We start from the raw sequence: 24,169 nt of genomic DNA on the forward strand, positions 1-24,169 counted from the left end.
GGGCCGGGAGACTTGGGGAGGGAAGGCGGAGGAACACCGAGAGGGGGGCGCGCGATGACGGCGGCCGGGCGGCGGTGCGGCGCGGGGCCGGTGCCGGCGGGACGGGAGTCAGGCGCCAGGGGGCCGTGGTCGGCAGGCGGTCAGCGACAGAGAGCGCTGGAGGTGCGCCGCAGGTCCACGTAGCGGCACACCACGCCGGGGTGCGTCGTGAGCATGGTGCACATCCTGGGGCCGGTTCTCGACGGCTGTCAATGGACACCAATTGGTGTCTCATTGGGCGGGACGGGTCTTCGCCGGCGATCGGCGGGAGCCCGGGACGGTGCCGCTCGGCCGACGCCTGACGATCGATCAGGTACTCGGCGCAGGGCGAGCGTCACGCCGTATTCGCCGCCGTACTCCTGACGATCGCTCAGAAATGATTCAACGCACGGCGGAAGAGCCGCCGGTGGCAGGATGGACGGTGGCTTCCTCGGGGTGCAGCCACACCGGGCCGTTGCCCGTCTCCACGCGCACGGCGTCGTCCGGAGGCCAGGAGCCGGCGGTCAGCACCCGATGCTCCGGTCCGGTCAGGCTCCGGTACCGGGCGAGAGCCTCCGAAGGCGCGGGCCTCACGCGCTCCCTCAGCAGCCCCGGACTGAGCTCGTCGAACGCCGACGCGTACTCCTCGTACGAGCGCCACCCGGGCACGGCGCGACACCCCGCACGCGTGCTGACCAGCAACGTCGGCAGGGCGTAACGGTGTCCGCCGTCCGCGGTCTCCTTGGCGGCGCCGGGATGCGGTGAATCCCCCACCGCCGACAGCACCTCGCCGACCGGCCGGCGGGCCTCGGCACGGTCGGCGCGCACGGCTTCCGACACCACCGCCGAGGCCGCGTCGGCGGCCAGTCGCGCGAGGTCGAGGCCGGGCACACCGTGGACAGCGCGGAGCGCCAGCGCGGGCGTGTCCGCCGGTTCACCCAGCACGAACACGCTCTCCCGCAGCCGCCGCAGCACCCGCTCGGTCACCTCCTCGCCCTGCCGCTCCGCGGCCTTGGCGGCCAGCGAGGAGGGCCAGGAACTCGCCGCGACCCGGCTCAGCCGCCGCGCCCGCGGGGCCCCCGTGTGGGCGCTGATGTCCTCGACGTAGCGCGTGTACCAGGCGGTCTCTGCCTCCGCGTCGGGCACCGGGTCGTCGTCGTGGTCGAACAGGACGCAGTAGACGCGACGCCAGCGGACCCGGCCGGCCAGCGCGGCCCGCAGCCGGCGGAACACCGGCTCCGATCCCCAGGCCCAGGGACACAGCGGGTCGGTGTACTCCACGACCTCCACCACGTCCACGGAGTCCGCCTCCGGCGCCGTCCGGTCCGCGGCGCGGTTCACGCGGCTCCCTCGCGGTCCAGGCGCCCGGCCGCCCCGGCGGGCAGCAGCGCGGCCAGGGTCGTCCCGCCGAGGACCGCCGCGGCGTCCGCCTCGATTCGGCGCCATATCCCGGGGAGCCCGGAGGCGGGCCCCGGGTAGTCGAGGCCGGCCAGCGGCTCGCCCCGCAAGGTGATCAGCTCACCGTCCACGGCCCGTACGACCTCCAGCAGGGTGATCTCGTCGGCGGGCCGTCCGAGCCAGTACCCGCCCTCGCAGCCTCGCTGGCTGCGGACCAGTCCGGCCCGGCGCAACTCGCCCACCACGGACTTGAGGAACCGGAACGGAACGTGCTGTGAGGAGGCCATGGCCTCGCAGGTGAGCGGGCGGGCCGGTTCGCGGGCGAGCTCCAGCAGGGCCCGCGTGGCGTAGTCCGCCTTCGCGGAGATATGCATGCGCACATGATGCCCGACGCGGTGTCCGCCGAACGGGTTTCTCCTCCTTCCCTCCCTGCATTGCGGGAACATTGCCGCAGCTGAACGGCAATGGACACCTCTTGACATCCTTTTCCGGACCGCTCTAGCGTCCCCCTCCATGAGCGAGCCGTTGACGACCCCCGGCGAAGGATTCCACCCCCATCTCCCGGACGCGCCGGCGCAGCCCGGACGCCCGCTGCGCAGCCGTCTGCACCACATCCGCGCCGACGCCCTCGACGGCGACACGGCACAGACGGGGGGCATGCGCCGATTCGCCGCCATCAGCGGCACCACCGTCGGCTCCGAGAAGCTGTGGATGGGCCAGACCCACGTCGCCCCCTCCACCGCGTCCTCGGACCACCACCACGGGGAGTCCGAGACGGCCATCCATGTCGTGAGCGGACACCCCGAGTTCGTGTTCGTCGACGACTCGGGGGACCGGCCCGAGGAAGTGCGCCTGCGCACCTCGCCCGGTGACTACATCTTCGTGCCGCCGTTCGTTCCGCACCGCGAGGAGAATCCCGATCCCGAGGAGGAGGCCGTCGTCGTCATCGCCCGCAGCACCCAGGAGGCGATCGTGGTCAACCTGCCGCGGCTGTACGCGCTGGGGTCGGGCGAGGACGCCTGACGGGACGGGCCCGGTCACCCGGTGGGTACGGTAGCGGGAAGACCGCCGTGACCGGCGGATCGAACGGACCGTGGAAGGAACCACCGAGATCATGAGCGTCATCGTGGCCGGCCGCCCGGCGGAGGCGTCCGAGTGAACGGCACCGAGGCGCCAGGCGCCGGGGAATCCGTCCTGCTCCGCACCGAGGGACGGGCGGCCCGCATCACCCTCAACCGGCCCGGAGCGCTGAACGCCCTGAACCACGCAATGGTGCGCCGGATCGACCGGGCCCTGACCGCCTGGGAGCACGACCCCGCCGTCGACACCGTCGACACCGTCGTCATCACCGGAGCCGGAGAACGCGGACTGTGCGCGGGCGGCGACATCCGCGTCGTCCACGACGACGCGCGCTACGGTGACGGCACCGCCTCCGCCGCGTTCTGGCGGGACGAGTACCACCTCAACGCCCGGATCGCCCGCTACCCCAAGCCGTACGTGGCGGTCATGGACGGCATCGTCATGGGCGGCGGCGTCGGGATCTCCGCCCACGGCAGCGTCCGCATCGTCACCGAACGCTCGCGCGTCGCCATGCCCGAGACCGGCATCGGATTCGTCCCCGACGTCGGCGGCACGCGTCTGCTCGGCCTCGCCCCGGGCGAACTCGGCACCCACCTCGCCCTGACCGGCTCCTCGATCGGCGCCGGGGACGCGCTCCTGTGCGGACTCGCCGACCACTACGTGCCGTCCGCCTCGCTCCCACGGCTGGTGTCCGACCTCGCGGACCGGCCCGTGGCGGAGGTACTGGCGGCCCACACACGGCCCGCGCCCTCGGCGGACCTCGCGCCGCGGCGCGAGTGGATCGACGCCTGCTACGGCGCCGACACGGTCGAGGAGATCATCGGGCGACTGTTCGCGGCCGGAGACCCGGACGCCAAGGAGACGGCGGAGATCCTGCTCGGCAAGTCGCCCACCGCCCTGAAGGTCACCTTGGCCGCGCTGCGCCGGGCCCGGGAGCTCCGATCCCTGGAGGCTGTTCTCGACCAGGAGTACCGGGTGTCCTGCGCGGCCCTGTCCGCCCCCGACCTGGTGGAGGGCGTCCGCGCCCAGATCATCGACAAGGACCGCCGGCCGCGCTGGTCCCCGGCCACGCTCGACGAGGTCACCGATGCCGACGTCGAGCGCTTCTTCGCCCCGCTCGGCGAGCGTGAACTCGGGCTGTCCGACGGCGGCTTCTGACGGTCGGCGGGGACCTGCCACCTGGGACGAGAGGAAGATCACCCCGGTAGGCGCGGTCTTGGCCAGCCACGCGGCACGCGGTACGGTCGGTCCGATATCGATGACGTCAAGACGGAAGCCGGTGGAAATCCGGCACGGTCGCGCCACTGTGAGCGAGACGCCCAGCCACGGCGGGTGTCGCGTGAGTCAGACCCGTAGACGACATCCTGTGCACCACCGAGATGGGACGCGAACTCCCGAGGAGGTCCTGCCATGGCGCAGACCGTCGCTCCGCCGACAGCCACCACCCCCGCTCTCCCCGCCAAGCTGCCGATCGGTGCGATCGTCCCCTGGGCGGTCTTCTTCGGCATCCTGATGCTGGTCCTGCTCTACTTCGTCGGCGCCGAACAGGGCGCCACCTCCGTCGTCTCGGGCGAGGACGTCCACGAGTGGGTGCACGACGCCCGCCACCTCCTCGGCTTCCCCTGCCACTGACGCGAGGGAGAGCACCGATCATGAACTCCGCAACCGTAAGAAACCTCCTCGTACGCGGCATGCTCGCCGGCCTCGTCGCCGGTGTACTGGCCCTGGTCGTCGCCTACTTGCTCGGTGAACCGACCGTCGACAGCGCCATCGGCTTCGAGGAGGCCCACTCCCACGCACACGGGCACGAGGTCGAACTCGTCTCCCGCAGCCTCCAGTCCACCGCGGGCCTCGCCACCGGCGTCCTCGTCTACGGCGTCTCCTTCGGCGGCATCGCAGCGCTCGCCTACTGCTTCGCCCTCGGCCGCGTGGGCCGCTTCGGCCCGCGCGCGACCGCGCTCCTGCTGTCCGGGACCGCGCTCCTGGCCGTGTACGTCGTGCCGTTCCTGAAGTACCCGGCCAACCCGCCGTCGGTCGGCGACCCCGACACCATCGGCAAGCGGACCGCCCTGTACTTCCTGATGATGGTCCTCAGCGTGCTCCTCGCGGTGAGTGCCACCCTGCTCGGCAAGCGCCTCGCGCCGAGCCTCGGCACCTGGTACGCCACCGTCATCGCGATCGCCGCCTTTGCCGTCGTCATCGCCTTGGCCTACGGGTTCCTGCCCGTCATCAACGAGGTGCCCAAGGACTTCCCGGCCACCCTGCTCTGGCGGTTCAGACTCTCCGCCCTCGCCATCCAGACCGTCCTGTGGACCGGATTCGGCCTGGTCTTCGGCGAGTTGGCCGAACGCATGCTCAACCCCAAGCCCGCGACCGTCGCCTCCGGGCGAACGGTTCCGAGCGCGAGCTGAGCCGCCCGGAACGCAGGAGAGCCCCTCGGAACCATCCGAGGGGCTCTCCTCGCGTCAGGGCCGCGGGGACCTGCCCGAGGCCGGACTCACCGACGGCCGGCTTCCTGTCGGACCGCCTCCGCCTCCGGGCCGGGCTCGATGTCGCGGCGTTCCCGGATGTGCGCGTAGGCCATGAGGCCGAACAGGACAACGAGCAGCACGGTCCCAGGCCCTGTGGGCCCCAGCCGAGTGATGTGGCGCCGCCCGGCAGGTACGTGGCACTGGCGTCGCGGTTCATGAAGTCGGACATGGTGGTGCCGGCCATGCTGGTCGACAGGATCACGGTCCAGTAGAAGAACGGGTTGTACCGGCGGGACCTGAGCTGGACGGCCAGCGTCACGACGAAGAGCAGGAACAGGATGATCGTGGTCACGAAGTAGCCGAGCTTGACAAGATCAACCTGAACGCCGTCCTGAACGTGCGCGGCACGCGTATTGACGTACCGCGCCCGCGCTGCCCCCGCTCTGGTTCTTGGCGCCGTTTGCAGCGCCGCTTGTGGACCTCAGGCGCGATCACGCGGCACCGCGGCGGCCGGAGCCTGAACGCTGGTGCGGTGACCTGTCCGCCCATGAAGGTCCGAGCGGTGGCCGGGCTCCGACCTGCCCCGCCACCGCCGTTCGGGTCAGCGGCTCTCGCCGCCGAAGACCTTCAGAATCCGCTCCGCCGCGAGCGTCGCCGTCAACCCGCCCTCGCGGACCTGCCGTTCGAGGTCGGGAGCGACGGCTCGTACGGCCTGATCGGCGTGCAGACGGCCGAGCAGCTCGTCCCGGACCATGGTCCAGGTCCAGTCCACCTGCTGCTCACGCCGCTTCCCGGCGAGAGCGCCGGTCGAGTCGAGCAGCGTCCGGTGCTGTTCCAGGCGGTCCCACACCGTGTCGAGACCCGCCGCCTCACGGGCGCTGCAACTGAGCACCGGCGGCGTCCAGACGGCGTCCTTGCCGTGCATCAGCCGCAGCGCGCCCGCCAGTTCACGCGCGGCGGACTGCGCGTCGCGCTCGTGCGGGCCGTCCGCCTTGTTGACGGCGATCACGTCCGCCAGCTCCAGGACGCCCTTCTTGATGCCCTGCAACTGGTCCCCGGTACGCGCCAGCGTCAGCAGCAGGAAGGAGTCGACCATGTTCGCGACCGCGGTCTCGGACTGACCGACGCCGACCGTCTCCACCAGCACCACGTCGTAGCCCGCCGCCTCCATCACCACGATCGACTCGCGGGTCGCCTTCGCCACCCCGCCGAGCGTCCCGGCGGTGGGGGAGGGCCGGATGAACGCGGCCGGGTCCACGGCCAGGCGCTCCATCCGCGTCTTGTCACCGAGGATCGAGCCGCCCGTACGGCTGGAGGACGGGTCGACCGCCAGCACCGCGACCCGGAACCCGAGCGAGGTCAGCATCGTGCCGAACGCGTCGATGAAGGTCGACTTGCCGACGCCGGGCACCCCGCTGACACCGATCCGCCGGGCCTTCCCGCTGTACGGGAGCAGCTCGGTCAGCAACTCCTGCGCCAGCGCCCGGTGCTGGGGCCGGGTGGACTCGACGAGGGTGATGGCACGGGCGATCAGAGCCCGCTTCCCGTCGAGCACACCCTTGACATAGGTGTCGAGTTCGATCACAGGGCGTGCCCGAGGTCGGCAGAGAGCCGCTGGACGAGGTCGTACGCCGCGTCCGGGATCACCGTCCCGGGCGGGAAGACCGCCGCCGCGCCCATCTCCAGTAGCGTCGGCACGTCCTGCGGCGGGATCACCCCGCCGACCACGATCATGATGTCCTCACGCCCCTCCGCCGCCAGCTCCTCGCGCAGCGCCGGTACGAGGGTGAGGTGTCCGGCGGCCAGCGACGAGACGCCCACGATGTGCACGTCCGCCTCGACCGCCTGCCGGGCCACCTCGCCCGGCGTCTGGAACAGCGGGCCGACGTCGACGTCGAATCCGAGGTCGGCGAAGGCGGTCGCGATCACCTTCTGGCCGCGGTCGTGACCGTCCTGACCCATCTTGGCGACCAGGATGCGCGGGCGCCGGCCCTCGGCCTCCTCGAACGCGTCCACCAGCGTGCGCGTACGGTCCACCGACGGGGACTCCCCTGCCTCGTTGCGGTACACCCCGGAGATCGTACGGATCTGGCCCGCGTGCCGCCCGTACACCTTCTCCAGGGCGTCGGAGATCTCACCGACGGTGGCCATCGCGCGGGCCGCGCGCACCGCGAGCTCCAGCAGATTGCCCTCGCCGGCCGCCGCCCGCGTCAGATCCTCCAGCGCGTCCTGGACCGTCCGGTCGTCGCGCTCGGCCCGCAGCCGGCGCAGCTTCTCGATCTGCTGCGCGCGCACGGAGGAGTTGTCGACCTTGAGGACGTCGATCTGCTCGTCGGTCTCCACGCGGTACTTGTTGACGCCGATGACCGGCTGGCGGCCGGAGTCGATGCGGGCCTGGGTGCGGGCCGCCGCCTCCTCGATCCGGAGCTTGGGGATGCCCGCGTCGATGGCCTGCGCCATGCCGCCCGCCGCCTCGACCTCCTCGATGTGCTGCCAGGCCCGGCGCGCGAGGTCGTACGTCAGCTTCTCGATGTACGCGCTGCCGCCCCACGGGTCGATGACCCGGGTCGTGCCGGACTCCTGCTGGATCAGGAGCTGGGTGTTGCGGGCGATCCGCGCGGAGAAGTCGGTGGGCAGGGCGAGCGCCTCGTCCAGCGCGTTGGTGTGCAGCGACTGGGTGTGGCCCTGGGTGGCGGCCATGGCCTCCACACACGTACGCGTCACGTTGTTGAACACGTCCTGCGCGGTCAGCGACCAGCCCGACGTCTGCGAATGGGTGCGCAGGGAAAGGGACTTGGAGTTCTTCGGGTCGAACTGCCGGACCATCTTCGCCCACAGCAGGCGCGCCGCCCGCATCTTGGCGATCTCCATGAAGAAGTTCATGCCGATCGCCCAGAAGAACGAGAGCCGCGGCGCGAACGCGTCCACGTCCAGGCCCGCCTCGCGGCCCGCCCGGATGTACTCCACGCCGTCCGCGAGGGTGTACGCCAGCTCCAGGTCGGCCGTCGCGCCCGCCTCCTGGATGTGGTACCCGGAGATGGAGATGGAGTTGTAGCGGGGCATCCGCTGCGAGGTGTACGCGAAGATGTCGGAGATGATCCGCATCGACGGCTTCGGCGGATAGATGTAGGTGTTGCGGACCATGAACTCCTTCAGGATGTCGTTCTGAATCGTTCCGGCCAGCTTCTCGGGCGGTACGCCCTGCTCCTCCGCCGCCACGATGTACAGCGCCAGCACGGGAAGCACGGCGCCGTTCATCGTCATCGACACGGTCATCTTGTCCAGCGGGATGCCGTCGAAGAGCTGGCGCATGTCGTAGATGGAGTCGATGGCCACGCCCGCCATGCCGACGTCGCCCGTCACCCGGGGGTGGTCGCTGTCGTAACCGCGGTGCGTGGGCAGGTCGAAGGCGATCGACAGGCCCTTCTGGCCCGCGGCGAGGTTGCGGCGGTAGAAGGCGTTGGACTCCTCGGCCGTGGAGAAACCCGCGTACTGGCGGATCGTCCAGGGCTGGTTGACGTACATCGTCGGGTACGGGCCGCGCAGATACGGGGCCACGCCCGGGTACGTCTCCAGGAAGTCCAGGCCCTCCACGTCACGGCCGGTGTACAGCGGCTTGACCGCGATGCCCTCCGGGGTCTCCCAGAACGCGTCACCGGCGCCCGTGGCCTCGGCCGCGGCGGCCTTCCACGCGTCGGCGCCGCCTTCGGCGGTGGGCGTCCCCAGGTCGATTCCGGAGAAGTCGGGGATTCCCATCAGGACACTCCCATGCGGTCGAGGGTGGCGGAGAGGACGGCGACGGCGTCGCAGCCCGCGAAGACGTAGGAGTCGACACCGGTGTACTGCGCGGGCCGGCCGGCCAGGAACACATGCCGGGCACCGGCGGCCGCCAGTGTCCCGGCGGTGCTCACGGCCTGCTCCTCGTACAGCGCGTCGCTGGAGCACAGGACGGCCTCGGTGGCGCCGCTGTCCTCGAACGAGCCCTCCGTGACCGGCTCGATGCCGCCGGCCTGGAACAGGTTGGCGACGAAGGTGCTCCGCGCTGTGTGCGCGGCGGCGGGGCCGATCGTGGCCAGGTAGATCCGGGGACGGGCCCCGGTGGCCGCGAGATGCGCGTCGGAGCGGGCCCGCAGCGCCTCGTACGCCTCGTCGCGGCGCACCCGCGGCAGACCGCCGGACGGCGCCTCGGGAGCGGGCTCACGCTCCACCGGGCGCTCCGCCAGATACGGGAACTCGCTGACGCCGGTGATCGGTTCGCGCCGCTTGGCGATCTTCGAGGAGCGCGCCTCCCAGGTGTTCGCCAGGTCCTGGCCGAGGCGGCCGGAGCGCAGGGCGGCGGCCTGTCCGCCGTCCCGCTCGATCCCCTGGAAGAACTCCCAGCCGGCGTGGGCGAGTTCGTCGGTCAGCTTCTCCACGTACCAGGAGCCGCCCGCCGGGTCGATCACCCGGGACAGATGCGACTCCTCGATGAGGATCGTCGAGGTGTTGCGGGAGATGCGCCGGGCGAAGGCGTCCGGCAGACCGAGAGCGTGGTCGAAGGGCAGGACGGTGACGGAGTCGGCGCCGCCCACACCGGCCGCGAGCGTCGCGATGGTCGCGCGCAGCATGTTCACCCACGGGTCGCGGCGCGACATCATCACCGGCGAGGTCACGGCGTGCTGTGTCTGCGCACCGGCGGCGGGCGCCCCGCACACCTCGGCGACCCGCGCCCACAGCCGGCGCGCCGCGCGCAGCTTGGCGATCGACAGGAACTGGTCGGCGCTCGCCGCGTACCTGAACTCCAGCTGGGCGCAGGCCTGTTCGACGGAGAGTCCGGCTTCGGTCAGCTCGCGCAGATAGGCGACACCGGTCGCCAGCGAGGCGCCCAGCTCCTGCGCGGCCGAGCCGCCGGCCTCGTGGTACGGCAGCGCGTCCACGGTCAGTGCCCGCAGTCCCGGGTACTCGGCGGCGCACCGCAGCGCGAGCGGGACGACGGTCGCGAAGTCCATCGCCGTCCCGGTGCGGGCCTCGTGGCCGAGCGGGTCCGCGCCGAGGTTGCCGCGCGCGGCACCCGCCGCGACGCCCCGTGCCGCGTACAGCCGCAGCAACTCCCCGGCCGCCGCCTCGACGTCGGCTCCCGCGTCGAGGACGACGGGCGCCAGATCGAGATACACCCCGTCCAGGACCGCTTCGAGCGAGGTGACCGGGATGCCGCCCGCGCCGACCGTGAGCCACAGCGAGGTGACGCCGTTCTCCAGGTCGCCGAGGACCAGGGCGTTGTCCGCCGCCGTGTGCCGCTGCCGTACGTCCCAGCCGCCCGCGGTGTTGCCCTCGGGCCTGCTGCCCCGGACGAAGGGGGCGAAGCCGGGGAAACCGGCGTCGGCGGCCGCGTCGCGCGCGGTGTAGAGGGGCCTGGTGGCGAGCCCGTCCTCGAGCCGTGTGGACAGCGCGTCTTCGGCTGCCGGGCCCGAGGCCTCCTTGCCCGATTTGCGCAGCACGCCTTCTACCAGGAGCTGCCACTGGTCATGGGTCGCGGAAGGGAACTCGGCGGCCAGCGCGAGCCCGTCGTTGGGCAGGACTGTCATGCTCGGATGCTAGGTCAGAGCACTAGCGCGACAGCAGAGGCGACGCCTGTGACCTTGACCTCTCGGTAGCGGTGATCCAGATCTCTCTGTCAGGGTGAGCCGATGCGGATACCCAGGCAGGCAGCCAGAGTCGCGGTGCTGGACCCGGACGGCGCCGTCTTCATGTTCCGGTACGACAACGAGGAGGTCGGCGTTCACTGGGCGTTGCCCGGCGGCGGTCTCGACCCGGGGGAGACCCCGTATCAGGCCGCGCTGCGCGAGGTGCGGGAGGAGACCGGCTGGACGGACATCGAACCCGGCGGCACGCCGCTGTGCTTCTGGGAACACGATTTCACCCGCATCGGCGTTCCGGTGCGGCAGTACGAGCACATCTTCCTCGCGCACGGGCCGCACAGGGTGCCGGGAGGCGAACTGGGCGCGTTCCAGGCGGCGGAAGGCATCCTCGCGGGCCGGTGGTGGTCGCCGCGCGAGCTGTCCGCTCCGGCGGAGGCGCTGTGGCCGCCCCGGCTTCCGGAACTGCTGGAGTCCGCACGGCGGGACGGTCCGCCCACGACGCCCGTCGACCTCGGATTCACCCCCGGCGGAGGGCTCGCGCGCTGAGCCGGGAGCGCTCAGTACACGTCACGGACGTACCGTTTCTCGGCCGTGAGCTGCTTGACGTACGCGGCCGCCCCTTCCGCGCTGTGCCCGCCGTGGGTGACGGCGATGTCCCGCAGGGCCCGGTCGACGTCCTTGGCCATGCGGGACGCGTCGCCGCACACATAGAAGTGCGCCCCGTCCCGGAGCCAGGACCACAGCTGGGGGCCGTGTTCGCGCATCCGGTCCTGGACGTAGACCTTGGCCCGCTGGTCACGGGAGAAGGCGGTGTCCAGGCGGCTGAGGGTGCCGTCCGCGAGGAGGGAGGTCAGCTCGTCCTCGTAGTAGAAGTCGGTCGCCCGGTGCTGTTCGCCGAAGAACAGCCAGTTGGGTCCGCCGTGGCCGAGGGCGCGTCGCTCGTGCAGGAAGCCGATGAAGGGCGCGACCCCGGTGCCGGGGCCCACCATCACCATGGGGGTGGCCGGGTCGCCGGGCAGCCGGAACCGGGGGGAGGGCTGGACGAAGACCGGGACCGGTGTGCCGGGGGCCGCGTCGGCGAGGAAGGGTGAGCAGACTCCCTGGCGCGGGCGTCCGCCGGGGCTCTCGTAGCGCACGACGGAGACGGTCAGCGAGACGAGGCCGGGGTCGGTCAGGGGGCTGGAGGATATGGAGTACAGCCGGGGCTGGAGCGGCTTGAGCACCTCGGCCCACTCCTGGGCGTCGGCCCGGACCGGGTGTTCGGCGATGAGGTCGACCGCCTGCCGTCCCCAGGCCCACCGGGCCAGTTCGTCCTTGTTGTCGGGCCGCAGCAGCTTCTTGAGCGCCCGGTCGTGGGTGCGTTCGGCCACGAAGCGCAGCAGCCCCGGAGTGATCCGGGTGATGTCCAGCCGCCGGTGCAGGGCGTCGTGGAACGCGATCTCCCCGCCGCCTTCCAGACGTACGGCGCCGTCCGGGGCGAGTCCGGTGGTGGCGAGCCATTCCGTCACGAGTCCGGGGGAGTTCACGGGGCGTACGCCGAGCGCGTCGCCGGCCTGATAGACGAGCGGTGTCTCACTGTCCCGGGTGTCGAAGGTGAACCGCCGTACCTCCTTGCCGGCCCCGGGCAGACTGAGCAGGTCGTTTCCGCTCAGACGGGCGGTGACGGGCGCCGGCCTCTTCGGCGGGGCGGCGGACGGCGTCACCGGCGCCGCGGACGGTGGTCCCGGGGTGGCCGGCGCCGCCGCCTGCGTGGCCTCGGTCAGCGAGGCCAGGACCTGGTCGAGCCAGGCCGTCGCCGAGGGTCCGTAGTCGGGCTCGCAGTCGGTGCGGGGCGCGAGCCGTACGGCGCCCAGTTCACCGAGCCGGTGGTCGAGGCGGCGGCCGTGCCCGCAGAAGTCGTCGTACGAGGAGTCGCCGAAGGCGAGGACCGCGTAGCGCAGGCCGTCCAGGCGAGGTGTGTCGGGTGCGGCCAGGGCGTCCCAGAACCCGGAGCCGTTGTCGGGGGCGTCACCGTCGCCGAAGGTGCTGGTGATCAGCAGGACGTCGGCGCCCGCGGGCAGTTCCCCCGGGCGGGCGTCGTCCATGCCGACCAGCGTGGCCTTGTGTCCCGTGGTGGTGAGCCGGTCGGCGGCGGCCGTCGCGAACTCCTCGGCGTTGCCGGTCTGCGAGGCCCACAGGACGACGACCTCCCGGACGGGGACGGCGGGTGCCGGGGCCTGGGGCGGGGTTCCCGGAGCGGCCCGGGAGTACAGGCCGGCGAGCACACCGTTCACCCACAGGGCGTGCTCGGGACTGAAGGGCGCGCCGGGCGGCAGCACCGGTACACCGGAAGCGCCCGGTTCGATGCCGGAGAGGAAGCCGATCAGATACCGGCGCTCGTGCTCGGCGAGGACCGGTGGCGGGGCGGGTTCGAGTCCGAAGGCGCTCGCGGGACCCGTGGGCAGGGCCGCCAGCGCGACGGCCGGACGCGCGTCGGTCCCGGTCCCCGCCGTGGCGCCGGCCGCGACCGTGGCCGTGAGCGGCGCCGTCACGGTCACCCGAGCCGCCACCTTCGTCAGGGACACCGCGCAGACCTTGAACTCGGGCTGGAAGGACAGCGGGTCGACGGCGTCGCTGGTGACCGCGTTGACACTCAGGTACTCACCGAACAGGTCGTTCCAGTGGAAGGGCGCGAAACAGCTGCCCGGTCGCACCCGGTCGGTCACCACCGCCGGCAGCACCGCGCGGCCGCGACGCGAGGCGACCTCCACCGAGTCGCCGTCGGCGATCCCGAGCGCGGCGGCGTCGTCCGGGTGCAGTTCCACGAACGGCCCCGGGTCGAGCTTGTTGAGCTTGGCGACCCGGCCCGTCTTGGTGAGCGTGTGCCACTGGTGCTGCAAGCGGCCGGTGTTCAGGACGTACGGGTAGTCGTCGTCCGGCATCTCGGCGGGATCCAGGTGCGGGCGGGCGAAGAACCTCGCCCGCCCGCTCGCCGTGGGGAACACGGGACCCCCGCCGCCTTCGTCCACATAGCGGATCGGGTTGCGGTCGGGTCCGTCCTCGCGCGCCGACGGCCACTGCACCGGGGTGGACCGCAGCCGCTCGTAACTGACCCCCCGCAGGTCGTAGCCGGTCTTCGGGTTGTGGGCGCGCTTGATCTCCGCGAAGACCTCTTCCGCGCTGTCGTAGGAGAAACCCCGCTCGTAGCCCATCGCGCGGGCGACGGCGGCGATGATCCGCCAGTCCGCCATCGCCTCCCCGGGCGGCTCGACCGCGGGCCGGGCGAGCGTCACATTGCGTTCGCTGTTGACGAGGACGCCCTCCGTCTCGGTCCACAGCGCTCCCGGGAGGACGACGTCCGCGTACGCGTTGGTCTCCGTCTCGGCGAACACGTCCTGGGCGACGACGAACTCGGCCCGCTCCAGGCCCTCGATCACGGTCCTGCGGTTGGCCACGGAGGCGACCGGGTTGGTGCAGATGATCCAGCAGGCCTTGATGTCCCCGTCGGCCATCCGCCGGAACATCTCCACGGTGCCCTGGCCGACCCCGTCCTCGCGCAGGGTGCCGGGGGCCAGGTCCCACAGGTCCTCGACGAAGGCGCGGTCCTCGGCGACGAGGACCGACCGCTGGCCGGGCAGTCCCGGACCCATGTAGCCCATCTCCCGGCCGCCCATGGCGTTGGGCTGGCCGGTCAGCGAGAAGGGACCGCTGCCGGGCCGGCAGACCGCGCCCGTCGCCAGATGCAGATTGACCAGCGCGTTCGTGTTCCAGGTGCCGTGCGTGGACTGGTTGAGGCCCATGGTCCAGCAGCTCGTCCACTCCCCGGCCTCGCCGATGAGCCGGGCCGCCTCGCGCAGGTCCTCCTCCGGGACGCCCGTGATGTCCGCGACCGTGGCAGGCGGGTAGTCGGCCAGGAACTCCGGCATCGCCCCCCAGCCCTCGGTGTGCGCGGCGATGAAGGCGGGGTCGGTGTGCCCGTTCTCGTGCAGCAGGTGCAGCAGACCGTTGAGCAGCGCCAGGTCCGTACCGGGCCGGACCGGCAGGAACAGGTCCGCCTTGTCGGCGGTCGCGGTGCGCCGCGGATCGACCACGATCAGCTTGGCTCCGCCCGACTTGATCCGGTCCATCATCCGCAGGAACAGGATCGGATGGCAGTCGGCCATGTTGGAGCCGATCACGACGAAGACGTCGGCGCGCTCGAAGTCCTGGTACGAGCCGGGCGGGCCGTCCGCGCCGAGCGACAGCTTGTATCCGGTCCCCGCGCTGGCCATGCACAGCCGGGAGTTCGACTCGATCTGGTTGGTCCCGACGAAGCCCTTGGCCAGCTTGTTCGCCAGATACTGGGCCTCCAGGCTCATCTGCCCGGACACGTACAGGGCGAAGGCGTCCGGGCCGTGCTCGTCGATCACCGCCCGCAGCCGCCGGGCCGTCTCCGCGATCGCGGTGTCCACCGGGGCCGGTACGGCCTCCGCCCCCCGTTCGCCCCGCACGAGGGCCGAGGACAGCCGTCCTGGCGCGGCGAGCATGTCGGCCGTGGTCGCGCCCTTGGTGCACAGACGCCCGAAGTTGGCGGGGTGCGCCTTGTCGCCCGACGCCTTCAGGACCGTCCGCCGTCCGTCGGGCCCCATGCCGATGTCGAGGACCATCCCGCAGCCGACACCGCAGTACGAGCAGACCGTCCGCACCTGCTGGGTGGTCGTGGTCACGAGCGGTCCTCCGTGTGATCGGCACCTTTCCCCACCGACGCTACGAAGGCCCCATTACGCCGTTGTCACGCGGCTCGATCACCAGGGGTTACGCGCTCCACACACCGTCGCCCGGAGCTCTGTGAGATGTGGTCCGCGCGAGGTGCCCCGCGACGACGGCGGGCGCCCGGTCCTCTGTGCCGGGACGCCCGGTTCCGCGCCCCGACACCCGCCGTCGCCCTCAGTACCCGAGGCCCGACGTCGTGTACGCGCACTCCGTGTAGACATAGCCCGGCGACAGTTTGGCGGTGTCCGAGGCGGGGGACTTGCCGGTGCCGCTGCGGGACTTGTGCACGAAGTAGGTGGTGCCGACCGGCAGGTGGATGGTCCGCTGCGGGTAGTGCTTGCCGCTGTCGTTGCACGGCTTGAAGCCGATTCCCAGGGTGCTGCCGAGCGAGTACGAGGTGCACTTCCCGCAGCGCCCGAGCGTGAAGCTCCCGGTCACCGGACCCGTGTACAGGACCGTGATGTCGTCGGGGCTGTCGTTCTTCACCGTGACGGCGATGCTGCCGCCCGACGCCGTGCTCGGCAGATGCTTGCCGGCCGCGGGCACCGTCTGGGCGACCTCGGCGGCGATGGCTATCTTCTGGGCACGTGCCCGGTTCTTGTGGTGCGGGTTGTTCCTGGCGAAGTCGTTCATGGTGGTGACGGCGTCGGAGAAGCTCCCGTCGTTGTACTGGTCCACACCGCAGGCGTACGCGCCCGAACGCGCGCTGCCGGAGGCCCGGTCGGCGTCCTTGCCCAGGGCGTCGGCCACTCCGGCCTGCTCTCCCCGCAGTCCCCGGATCTGGGTGTCGAGGCCGTCGAGCCGCTGCACGGCGGCACAGGGGTCGTCGCCGCCCACCGACTTCACCGCCTTGTCGACCGCGCTCTTCACGGCCGGTTCGACCTTTCCGGCCTGCGTGGACCGGGGGAAGGTCGACAGGAGTTCGCCGAACTGCGTGGTCCAGCCCTCGCTTCCGCCGCTCAGGGAGGCCGCGGCGCAGGTGTAGAGCGACGTGGCCAGCCGGTCGTCGGGCCAGCCGGTGAGGTCCCCCAGATCCTTCCTCGACGTCGTGCGCGGCACCGTGCGCAGGTACTTCAACGGCGCCACGGCGGCGCAGTAGTCCTTTCGCGCGTACGGGGCGGCGACGGTCTCGTAGAAAGTCTTGAGCCGGTCGGGGACACGTCGGGCCGCGCGGGAGCCGGGATGGTCCTCGCTGAGCGCGCCGTAGGCGGACAGGGCACGGCGATAGCCCGCCTCGGCCGTCGAGAAGTCCCGCTTCCCGGACTGCGCGACGAGGTCGTCGGCCCGGTCCAGCCGGTCGAGGAGCATCCGCTCCGTGGCCTCGTCGCGCGCTCCGTCGTACAGGACGACTCCCGTGGCCGGCACGGCCAGCAGGACCACGCCGAGCACCGCCGCGATCACGGCGCTGGGCAGCAGCGCGAGGCGGGTCCGCAGTCCCACGGACGCGCCGTGCGCGGCGGCCAGCGCCAGGAAGACCAGATAGAGCACGAGCGCGGTGCCGGGCACTCCGTCGGGGTCCGCGGGCAGCGCCACCAGAAGCAGGAGCGCGGTCGCGGCCCAGCACACGGCCGCCGCCCACCAGCGGCGCACCACGGCGTAACCGAGCCCGAGCCCGCTGAGGTTCAGCAGCGCCACCGCCAGGGCCCGCCAGGGGCTGGCCGGACCGGGTGGCGGTGCGGTCGGCATCGGCGGAACGACGAAGCCGTCACGAGCACCTTGATGATCCCAGGACATGACGGTCCCCCCGTCGATCACGCCTGAAGTTACCTGAGTTGACAGCGTACGGACAGTCAGGGACGTGCGACAGAGCGGACGTCGACTGTCTGCGACCCGCGTGCCGCACCGGACGACGTACGTCCCGCGCGCACCATGTGCGGCGATCGGGCCCGATCACCGCGGCGCGCGTCGGTGCGCCACGCGAGCGCGGCCCGGTAGTCCCTTCCGGTGCCGCCCTGATGGGTGGTTCGTGAGGGCGAGCCATGTGCGGGCCGTGCCCCGAACCCGCTCGGATACGGGCGTGCTCGGTGGATACCGGGCCCTGTGGGGTGTATGTGCCTCCAGTGCCGCTCCACCTGACGGCCCTCGCTCTCTGGTGAGAGGCGCTCTCGCCGTGTAACGTCGCTGGCAGATGTCGTGGTTCGCAGTACCTGCCCGCGCCGTGGTGCGGGCGTTTTGCTGTGCAGTGCCCGAGGACCAGGACGACTACCTCCGGGTTCGCGCGGTGCGGACCCGTCAACGAATGAGAGGCACTGGCATGGCCAGCGGAACTGTCAAGTGGTTCAACGCCGAAAAGGGTTTCGGTTTCATCGCGCAGGACGGCGGCGGCCCCGACGTCTTCGCGCACTACTCCAACATCAACGCCACTGGCTTCCGTGAGCTCCAGGAGGGCCAGGCCGTGACGTTCGACATCACCCAGGGCCAGAAGGGCCCGCAGGCGGAGAACATCACCCCCGCCTGACCTTCGCGTCACACCGCACGGCGCCTCGCCGGACATCCAGGACCGAGGCGCCGTGCGGGGCCGCGTACGACGCCTGCCCGCGGATCTCCCCAAGAGGGGCCGCCGGGCCGCGTACTGACACACCGGTGGCGTGCGACACGCCCACGGGCGGCCCGTACCGCCCTTCCGGCGCCCCGGGCGCCGATGCTGTGACGGCCCGATCGCCGTCCTCTCCTCCTTCCCGTCCCGCCCGTGTCCGGCCCCCTGTACGGGGTCGTGTCGAGGCGCACGGGATTCCCGGCCCGCGTATGTCCCCGGCGTCCGGCCGGTGCCGCCGGCGGCGGTGCCGATCTCCTCGTCCCTTCCGTGGCCCGCGGCCGCTTTGACGATGTGTCCGCGATCGCGGCGCGCGGAGCGAGCCCGTCAGGCGCCGCGGCGGACCGGAACGGTGTTACCCACTTTCGGGTGACCGCTCGGCGCGGAGCGGTGATGCGAGAGATGCCCCTTTATCTCCTGGAAGCCACGGGAGTAAGGGAGTTGAGGATGACGAGGCATCACTCATCGGCTTTCACCGGTTAAAGGGCGGATACAAGCATCTGTAACCGACATGTCCGTAATTCGTAACAGGGGTCTGGTGTCGCCCGTCCTGGGCGGGGATGTGCAGCAAGTTATGAGTCCTCGGCCACCGGGCCGGGACTCGCACAGGGTCGCACCGTGCGGGTTCCCCGCGAGGGGTACCCGCAAGGGGTGTGCCGGCTCTCGAACCTTGAGGAGCTTTCATGTCCGTTTCCACGTCTGTCACTGCCCGCCGTCTGGTGGCCGCCGCCATGGCGGCCGGCGCTCTGGTCGGTTCGGCCTCCGTCTCGGCCTCGGCCGCGGAGCCGCGCTTCGAGCGCAGCCACGTCGAGATCAGCCGGGTTCAGGCCGACGCTCCGGGCTTTGACGACCGCTCCGCTCGTTCGCTGAACGCGGAGTGGGTGGAACTCACCAACTCGGGCCGCCGTGGAGTGAACCTGGACGGCTGGACGCTGTCCGACCGGGAGGGCAACCGCTACACCTTCAACCACTACCGTCTGGCGGGCCGTTCCACCGTCCGTATCCACACCGGACTGGGCCGTGACACCAGCCGTGACCTCTACCAGGACCGCCGCAACGAGGTGTGGGACAACCACTCCGACGTGGCGACGCTGCGCACCGAGCGCGGCCGCTTCGTGGACAGCGTCTCCTGGGGCAGCCGTCACGACCGTGGCCACGGCCGCGACGACAACCGGGGTCACGGCGACAACCGGGGTCACGGCGACAACCGCGGCCACGGCGACAACCGCGGTCACGGCGACAACCACGGCCACCCCGGTCACTGAACCGCCCCTGACGGCACGCCCGTTCAGAGCCGGGTGATGGTACAAGGCCGGCCGTCGGCCGGGCACCGCCAGACCCCGTGATCACTCGGCTCGCCGGACGGCCTCGCCGAGGAGGACCCGCACCGCACGGTGCGGGTCCTCCGCGTTCCGCGCCCACACGGCCCTTCCCCCGAACTGCCTTACAACGGCGGCACGTTCGCCGCCCAGGGCGAAGGTCACGCGGACCCCGGCCCGTCTCCCCGTACGGTGGGTTCACGGACTCAGGCGGCCCCCGTCCCCGAGCCGCCGAGCAGCAGGATCACATCCACGGCGGCCACGACGACCGCCGTCGCGAACGCCAGCCGCTCCCGGCGGCGTCCGAGCACCGTCCCCGTGACCGCGACCAGCAGGACCAGGGCCAGCGCCACCACCGCGCGCCGGCCGGGCGGTCCCGCGGGGCCCAGCGCCAGCAGCGCGGACGCGATCACCAGCGGTACCGGAAGCAGGAGCCGCGCACGGTCGGGCCCCAGCCGCTGGGGCCACCCGCGTACACCGTTCGCCAGATCGTCGCGGATGTCCGGGAGGACATCGCCGAGATGGGCTCCGACGCCCAGGAGCGCCCCGGCCCCGAGCACCCACCAGGCCGGCCACGGACGGCCGGGCAGCCCGAGCGTCACGAAGGCGGGGAGTGCCCCGAACCCCAGCGCGTACGGCGCCCAGGACCAACGGGTGGCCTTCAGTCGCAGGTTGTACGCCCATCCCGCCGCGACCGCGACCAGGTGGACGGCACCGGCCCACAGGCCGCTGAACAGCGACAGGGGTACGCACAGGACCAGCGCCGCGTACGCGGCGGTCCACACCTGGCCGGCCGTGACCGCGCCGTCCGCGACGGGCTTGCCGCGGCGACCGGCCGCGACGTCCCGCCGCGCGTCGAACGCGTCGTTGCACCAGCCGACGGACAACTGCCCCGTCAGCACGGCAGCCCAGGCCAGGAAGCAGCCCTCGGGCCCCCGGCCGCCGATGACGGCCAGCGCCGCCGTCAGCGAGGTGACGGCCACCACCGGCCCGGGATGGCACGCCCGGCCCAGACCGACCACCAGCCCGTTCCCGCGTCCCGCGGTGCCACCGGCCGTCGTGTGCTCGGGAGTACCCACCCGGCGATGGTAGGAGTGTTCGCCCACGCGGTCCGAGCACGCCACGGGACGAAGGGCCGGACGGGGGAACCCTGGTGGCGCGGCGCCGCTCCGGGGAAGGCCTGTTCAGCAGCCCACCCCAGTCGGTTCGGACGGGAGCCCTATGACGCGGATCGCCGCCGTTCACGGAACCCTCGCGCCGCACCGCTACGACCAGTCCGAGATCACGGACATGGTGGCCCGCAGATGCCTGCCGGACGGCGCCGACCGCCGCACGCTCGACCGGCTGCACCGCGCCGCGAAGGTCGGCGCCCGCCACATGACGCTGCCGCTCGACCAGTACGAGACACTCGACGGATTCGGCGCCGCGAACGACGTCTTCATCCACACCGCCACCGACATGGGCGCCAGGGCCGTACGGGAAGCACTGCGTCTGGCCGGTCTGGCCGCGGCCGACGTGGACCTGCTCGTCTTCACCTCCGTCACCGGCATCGCGGCCCCCTCCGTCGACGCCCGGCTGGCGGGCCGTCTCGGACTGCGGCCCGACGTGAGACGCGTACCGATGTTCGGCCTCGGCTGTGCCGGGGGCGCCGCGGGCCTGTCCCGTATGCACGACTACTTGCTGGGCAGGCCCGACGAGGTGGCGGTGCTGCTGTCCGTCGAGCTGTGCTCGCTCACCTTCCAGCGCGACGACCCCTCCCCGGCCAACCTCGTCGCCACCGGCCTGTTCGGCGACGGCGCCGCCGCGGTGGTGGCCCGCGGATCCCGTCGTCCGGGCGAAGCCGCAGGTCCCACGATCGTGGACACGCGCAGCCGGCTCTACCCCGACACCGGCCGCATCCTGGGCTGGGAGATCAAGGACTCGGGGTTCCGGGTCGTCCTGGACCCGGAGATCCCCGACGTGGTGCGCCGTCACCTCGCCGACGACGTGGGGGACTTCCTGGCTGTCCACGGGCTGAAGCCCAAGGACGTGAGCGCCTGGGTCTGCCACCCCGGCGGTCCCCAGATCCTCGATGCCGTGGGCGAGGCCCTCGAACTGCCCGACGGAGCACTGGACCTGAGCAGGCGTCATCTCGCCGACGTGGGCAACCTCTCCTCGTCGTCCGTGCTGCACGTTCTGCGCGACACCCTGGCCACCCGTCGCCCGCCCACCGGTACGCCCGGCCTGCTCCTGGCGATGGGGCCGGGCTTCGCCTGTGAACTGGTGCTGCTGCGCTGGTAGGCCGCCCGGCGCACGACATGGAAGGGCAGGACAGGGACACATGGACTGGTACGGACTGCTGGTGGCCGCCGTCGCGGCCGAGCGCGTGGGCGAACTCCTCGTCGCCCGCCGCAACGAGCGCTGGAGCCGTGCACGCGGCGCGATCGAGGCCGGCCGGGGCCACTACCCGACGATGGTCGCCCTGCACACCGCCCTGCTGCTCGGCTGCCTGGCCGAGGTGTGGCTGACGGGCCGGCCCTTCCTGCCGGCCCTGGGCTGGACCATGCTGGCCGTGCTGCTCGGCGCTCAGGCGCTGCGCTGGTGGTGCATCGCCACGCTCGGTTTCCGCTGGAACACCCGCGTGATCGTCGTACCCGGTCTGCCGCTGGTGGCCCGGGGCCCCTACCGCCTGCTGCGGCATCCGAACTACGTGGCCGTCGTCGCGGAGGGAGTGGCCCTCCCGCTGGTGCACACCGCCTGGGTCACGGCGGTCCTCTTCACCCTGGCCGACGCGGCCCTGCTCACCGTGCGCATCCGGTGCGAGAACCGGGCGCTGGCAGGTGTGGCGCCCGCCTTCGGGTCCGCTCCGGCGTGATCGACGTCCTGGTGGCCGGCGGCGGCCCGGCCGGCCTGGCCGCCGCGATCCACGGCGCGCTGGCCGGTCTGGAGGCGGTGGTCGTCGAACCGCGGACCGCGCCGGTGGACAAGGCCTGCGGAGAAGGTGTCATGCCCAGCGGCGTCGCCGCCCTGCGGGCACTGGGCGCCGAGGCCGGGGGCAAGGAACTGCGCGGCATCCGGTACGTGGCCGGAACCACCCGCGCCGAGGCTCTCTTCCGTGGTCCGAGCGGCCTCGGCATCCGCCGTACCGAGCTGCACCGAGCGCTGCACGAGCGCGCGCTCGGGCTCGGTGTGCGGATCGTGCCGGGCCGGGTGGGGGAGGTCCGTCAGACCGCGGACACCGTCTGTGCCGCGGGGCTCACGGCGCGCTGGCTGATCGCCGCCGACGGACTGCACTCCTCCGTCCGCCGCGGCCTGGGGCTCGAACTGCCCGCCGGGGCACACCGGCGCTACGGACTGCGCCGCCACTACCGTGTCGAGCCCTGGACCGACTTCGTCGAGGTCCACTGGTCAGGCCCGGGCGAGGCCTATGTGACACCGGTCGCCGACGACCTGGTCGGTGTCGCGGTCCTCAGCCGCGTGCGCCGCGGATACGACGACCACCTGGCCGACTTCCCGGACCTCATGGCGTCCTTGCGCGGCTGCGCGGCCACGGAGGTGCGGGGCGCGGGGCCGCTGCTCCAGCGGGTACGGCGCAGGGTCGCCGGGCGTGTCCTGCTCGTCGGAGACGCGGCCGGCTACATCGACGCGCTCACCGGGGAGGGGATCGCGCTCGGCCTCGCGACGGCCCGTGCCGCCGTCCGCTGTGTCGCGGCGGGGAGGGCGCGGGAGTACGAGCGGGCGTGGGCCCTGCTGACCAGGCGCCACCGGCTGCTGACCGGAGCGCTGCTGGCCGCGAGCCGCCGCCCCGGCACCGCCCGCCTGGTCGTCCCCGCCGCGTCCCGGCTGCCCCCGGTGTTCACGGCGGCGGTCCGCGCGTTGCAGTAGGGACAGGAACTCCTCCGGGGCCCGGCGGGGGCGCGGACACGCGCGGCGCGGGAGCGGCGGTCCGTGGTGTCCTTCGTGCACCGCCGCCGGAGCCCGTGACGGTCCGGTGGTCACCCGCATCATCACGAACGAGAGGGGTACTTGCGCGTCACACCACTCCCGAGCGAGGAAACGAGGACGCCGTGAGCGAACGCAGCCCGGAAGGCCCCGGCTACAGGGGAAAGCCGGTGGTGAAGCCCCTGCCGAGAGATCTTCCCGATCAGCAGGCCGCACCGGGCGAGGACCCGCTGGACGTCGTCGGCATCCCCGACGCGGAGACCCCCGACACGGACGAGGCGGGTACCGGCCGCAGGGGCGCCCCGCACTCCGGCAGCTCCCGTCCGGAGCACCCGGTGCCGGACGAGCCCTCCGGCTGAGGCCCGCACCCGCCGGGCGCGCCCCGGAGCCCACCGCACCGCCCGGAAGGGAGACACGAGGGGTGGACGAACCGGGATCGGCGAGTGGCCCGTTCACCGCCGGCCGACCGGCCCCGACCCGCTGGGGCGAGGCCGCGCCGCCGTGCCCGGTGGATTCGCCCCGCTCGGGGGACCGGTCCGTACCCGCCTCTGGATGTTCGCGGCGGGAATCGCCTCCGCACAGGATCCGGAACACACCGTCGAAGCCCAGCGGAACGGAGCGTGACCCATGGCCACCGTGTCCCTCACCTGCGCGTCCAGGGAGGACGCCGCCACCGTCTTCGGCGTCCTGCGCACGGCGTTCCCCACCGACCCGCCCCACGACGACGTCCCCGACGAGCCGCCGGGCGCCTCTCCCTCCGTATGGACCGCGGAGTTCGCGCCGACCGACGAGCGCATACCGACCGGCCCGGCCCCGCTGGAAGGCCCGGTCGGCGCGAGGATCCAGGGCGGCCGTCTTGCCGTGGCGCGCCTTCGCGAGGCGCTGAGCGGCGCGTTCGCCGTGCTGGAGCGGGGCACCGGGCCGGGAGGCCGGGAGAGGGAGGTCGACTTACGACTAGGGGCCAGGCGGTAGTCGGGCGGAGGACACCGGGCGCCACCGCAGTCCACCGGGACACGGCCGACCTGCTCGAACACCTCGACACCAGCGTCTTCGCCGATCCGGAACGGCATGAACCGCCCT

The 24,169-nt window shown here is 72.3% G+C and carries 20 protein-coding genes and 1 riboswitch; of the genes, 12 read left to right on the forward strand and 8 right to left on the reverse strand.

Annotated features, from left to right (window positions below; translation table 11 throughout):
- Positions 1-420: 420 nt before the first annotated feature.
- The gene (locus ACZ4AA_RS22895; RefSeq protein ID WP_467605445.1) at positions 421-1,359 is read right to left on the reverse strand and encodes a DsbA family oxidoreductase; all 939 of its coding nucleotides are present in this window, start codon (positions 1,357-1,359) and stop codon (positions 421-423) included.
- Positions 1,356-1,790, reverse strand: coding sequence for an RrF2 family transcriptional regulator (locus tag ACZ4AA_RS22900; protein ID WP_467605448.1), 435 nt, complete (start codon positions 1,788-1,790; stop codon positions 1,356-1,358). The genes ACZ4AA_RS22895 and ACZ4AA_RS22900 overlap by 4 nt, the downstream gene beginning before the upstream one ends.
- Before the next feature lie 139 nt (positions 1,791-1,929).
- Between ACZ4AA_RS22900 and ACZ4AA_RS22905 the strand changes: the two genes are divergently transcribed.
- The 4 genes from ACZ4AA_RS22905 (at position 1,930) to ACZ4AA_RS22920 (ending at position 4,907) form a co-directional block, all read left to right on the forward strand.
- Entirely contained in the window at positions 1,930-2,439 is a 510-nt protein-coding gene (locus tag ACZ4AA_RS22905) for a cupin domain-containing protein (protein ID WP_467605452.1), read from the forward strand.
- Between the two features lie 132 nt (positions 2,440-2,571).
- Positions 2,572-3,654 carry an enoyl-CoA hydratase/isomerase family protein gene (locus ACZ4AA_RS22910; RefSeq protein ID WP_467605456.1) on the forward strand — a complete coding sequence of 361 codons (1,083 nt, stop codon included), beginning with the start codon at positions 2,572-2,574 and terminating at the stop codon, positions 3,652-3,654.
- Positions 3,655-3,715: 61 nt separating this feature from the next.
- A riboswitch (cobalamin riboswitch) is annotated at positions 3,716-3,850 on the forward strand.
- A gap of 56 nt (positions 3,851-3,906) precedes the next feature.
- On the forward strand, positions 3,907-4,128 hold the full coding sequence (locus ACZ4AA_RS22915) for a CbtB domain-containing protein (RefSeq protein WP_355979784.1): 222 nt from the start codon (positions 3,907-3,909) through the stop codon (positions 4,126-4,128).
- A 20-nt stretch (positions 4,129-4,148) separates the two neighbouring features.
- Positions 4,149-4,907 (forward strand): CbtA family protein, encoded by a 759-nt coding sequence (locus ACZ4AA_RS22920; RefSeq protein WP_467605461.1) that lies wholly within the window; start codon positions 4,149-4,151, stop codon positions 4,905-4,907.
- A 661-nt stretch (positions 4,908-5,568) separates the two neighbouring features.
- Here the strand turns inward: ACZ4AA_RS22920 and meaB are convergent.
- The 3 genes from meaB to ACZ4AA_RS22935 are packed head-to-tail and all read right to left on the reverse strand — an operon-like array spanning position 5,569 to position 10,531.
- Positions 5,569-6,552, reverse strand: coding sequence for a methylmalonyl Co-A mutase-associated GTPase MeaB (meaB, locus tag ACZ4AA_RS22925; RefSeq protein WP_467605463.1), 984 nt, complete (start codon positions 6,550-6,552; stop codon positions 5,569-5,571).
- Positions 6,549-8,723, reverse strand: a complete 2,175-nt coding sequence (gene scpA / locus ACZ4AA_RS22930; protein WP_467605468.1) for a methylmalonyl-CoA mutase — start codon at positions 8,721-8,723, stop codon at positions 6,549-6,551. The genes meaB and scpA overlap by 4 nt, the downstream gene beginning before the upstream one ends.
- Entirely contained in the window at positions 8,723-10,531 is a 1,809-nt protein-coding gene (locus ACZ4AA_RS22935) for a methylmalonyl-CoA mutase family protein (RefSeq protein ID WP_467605473.1), read from the reverse strand. Before ACZ4AA_RS22935 ends, scpA begins: the two co-directional genes overlap by 1 nt.
- Positions 10,532-10,633: 102 nt before the next feature.
- Between ACZ4AA_RS22935 and ACZ4AA_RS22940 the strand changes: the two genes are divergently transcribed.
- Positions 10,634-11,131 carry an NUDIX hydrolase gene (locus ACZ4AA_RS22940; RefSeq protein ID WP_467605477.1) on the forward strand — a complete coding sequence of 166 codons (498 nt, stop codon included), beginning with the start codon at positions 10,634-10,636 and terminating at the stop codon, positions 11,129-11,131.
- 11 nt (positions 11,132-11,142) lie between these two features.
- Here the strand turns inward: ACZ4AA_RS22940 and ACZ4AA_RS22945 are convergent, their stop codons facing one another.
- Together ACZ4AA_RS22945 and ACZ4AA_RS22950 are read right to left on the reverse strand one after the other, a co-directional pair.
- Positions 11,143-15,210, reverse strand: a complete 4,068-nt coding sequence (locus ACZ4AA_RS22945; protein ID WP_467605942.1) for a molybdopterin-dependent oxidoreductase — start codon at positions 15,208-15,210, stop codon at positions 11,143-11,145.
- A 280-nt stretch (positions 15,211-15,490) separates the two neighbouring features.
- Complete coding sequence (locus ACZ4AA_RS22950) at positions 15,491-17,002, reverse strand: hypothetical protein (RefSeq protein WP_467605482.1); 1,512 nt, start codon at positions 17,000-17,002, stop codon at positions 15,491-15,493.
- A gap of 568 nt (positions 17,003-17,570) precedes the next feature.
- On the opposite strand from ACZ4AA_RS22950, the gene ACZ4AA_RS22955 reads away from it, so the two are divergent.
- Positions 17,571-17,774: a cold-shock protein gene (locus tag ACZ4AA_RS22955; RefSeq protein ID WP_037622929.1), complete on the forward strand. Its 204-nt coding sequence runs from the start codon at positions 17,571-17,573 to the stop codon at positions 17,772-17,774.
- A gap of 758 nt (positions 17,775-18,532) precedes the next feature.
- A complete protein-coding gene (locus ACZ4AA_RS22960) occupies positions 18,533-19,114 on the forward strand; it encodes a lamin tail domain-containing protein (protein ID WP_467605487.1) in 582 nt (193 codons plus the stop codon).
- A 260-nt stretch (positions 19,115-19,374) separates the two neighbouring features.
- Here the strand turns inward: ACZ4AA_RS22960 and ACZ4AA_RS22965 are convergent, their stop codons facing one another.
- Positions 19,375-20,247 (reverse strand): UbiA family prenyltransferase, encoded by an 873-nt coding sequence (locus ACZ4AA_RS22965; protein ID WP_467605490.1) that lies wholly within the window; start codon positions 20,245-20,247, stop codon positions 19,375-19,377.
- A 142-nt stretch (positions 20,248-20,389) separates the two neighbouring features.
- Here ACZ4AA_RS22965 and ACZ4AA_RS22970 point away from each other — a divergent pair, with 142 nt between their 5' ends.
- The 5 genes from ACZ4AA_RS22970 (at position 20,390) to ACZ4AA_RS22990 (ending at position 24,061) form a co-directional block, all read left to right on the forward strand.
- On the forward strand, positions 20,390-21,448 hold the full coding sequence (locus tag ACZ4AA_RS22970; RefSeq protein WP_467605493.1) for a type III polyketide synthase: 1,059 nt from the start codon (positions 20,390-20,392) through the stop codon (positions 21,446-21,448).
- A 40-nt stretch (positions 21,449-21,488) separates the two neighbouring features.
- Complete coding sequence (locus ACZ4AA_RS22975; protein WP_467605497.1) at positions 21,489-22,022, forward strand: isoprenylcysteine carboxyl methyltransferase family protein; 534 nt, start codon at positions 21,489-21,491, stop codon at positions 22,020-22,022.
- A complete protein-coding gene (locus ACZ4AA_RS22980) occupies positions 22,019-23,032 on the forward strand; it encodes an NAD(P)/FAD-dependent oxidoreductase (protein WP_467605500.1) in 1,014 nt (337 codons plus the stop codon). The genes ACZ4AA_RS22975 and ACZ4AA_RS22980 overlap by 4 nt, the downstream gene beginning before the upstream one ends.
- A gap of 182 nt (positions 23,033-23,214) precedes the next feature.
- The gene (locus tag ACZ4AA_RS22985; protein ID WP_467605505.1) at positions 23,215-23,448 is read left to right on the forward strand and encodes a hypothetical protein; all 234 of its coding nucleotides are present in this window, start codon (positions 23,215-23,217) and stop codon (positions 23,446-23,448) included.
- 268 nt (positions 23,449-23,716) lie between these two features.
- On the forward strand, positions 23,717-24,061 hold the full coding sequence (locus tag ACZ4AA_RS22990; protein ID WP_467605509.1) for a hypothetical protein: 345 nt from the start codon (positions 23,717-23,719) through the stop codon (positions 24,059-24,061).
- The last annotated feature ends 108 nt before the right edge of the window (positions 24,062-24,169 follow it).

The sequence above is a fragment of the Streptomyces sp. NPDC024698 genome, assembly GCF_055559015.1.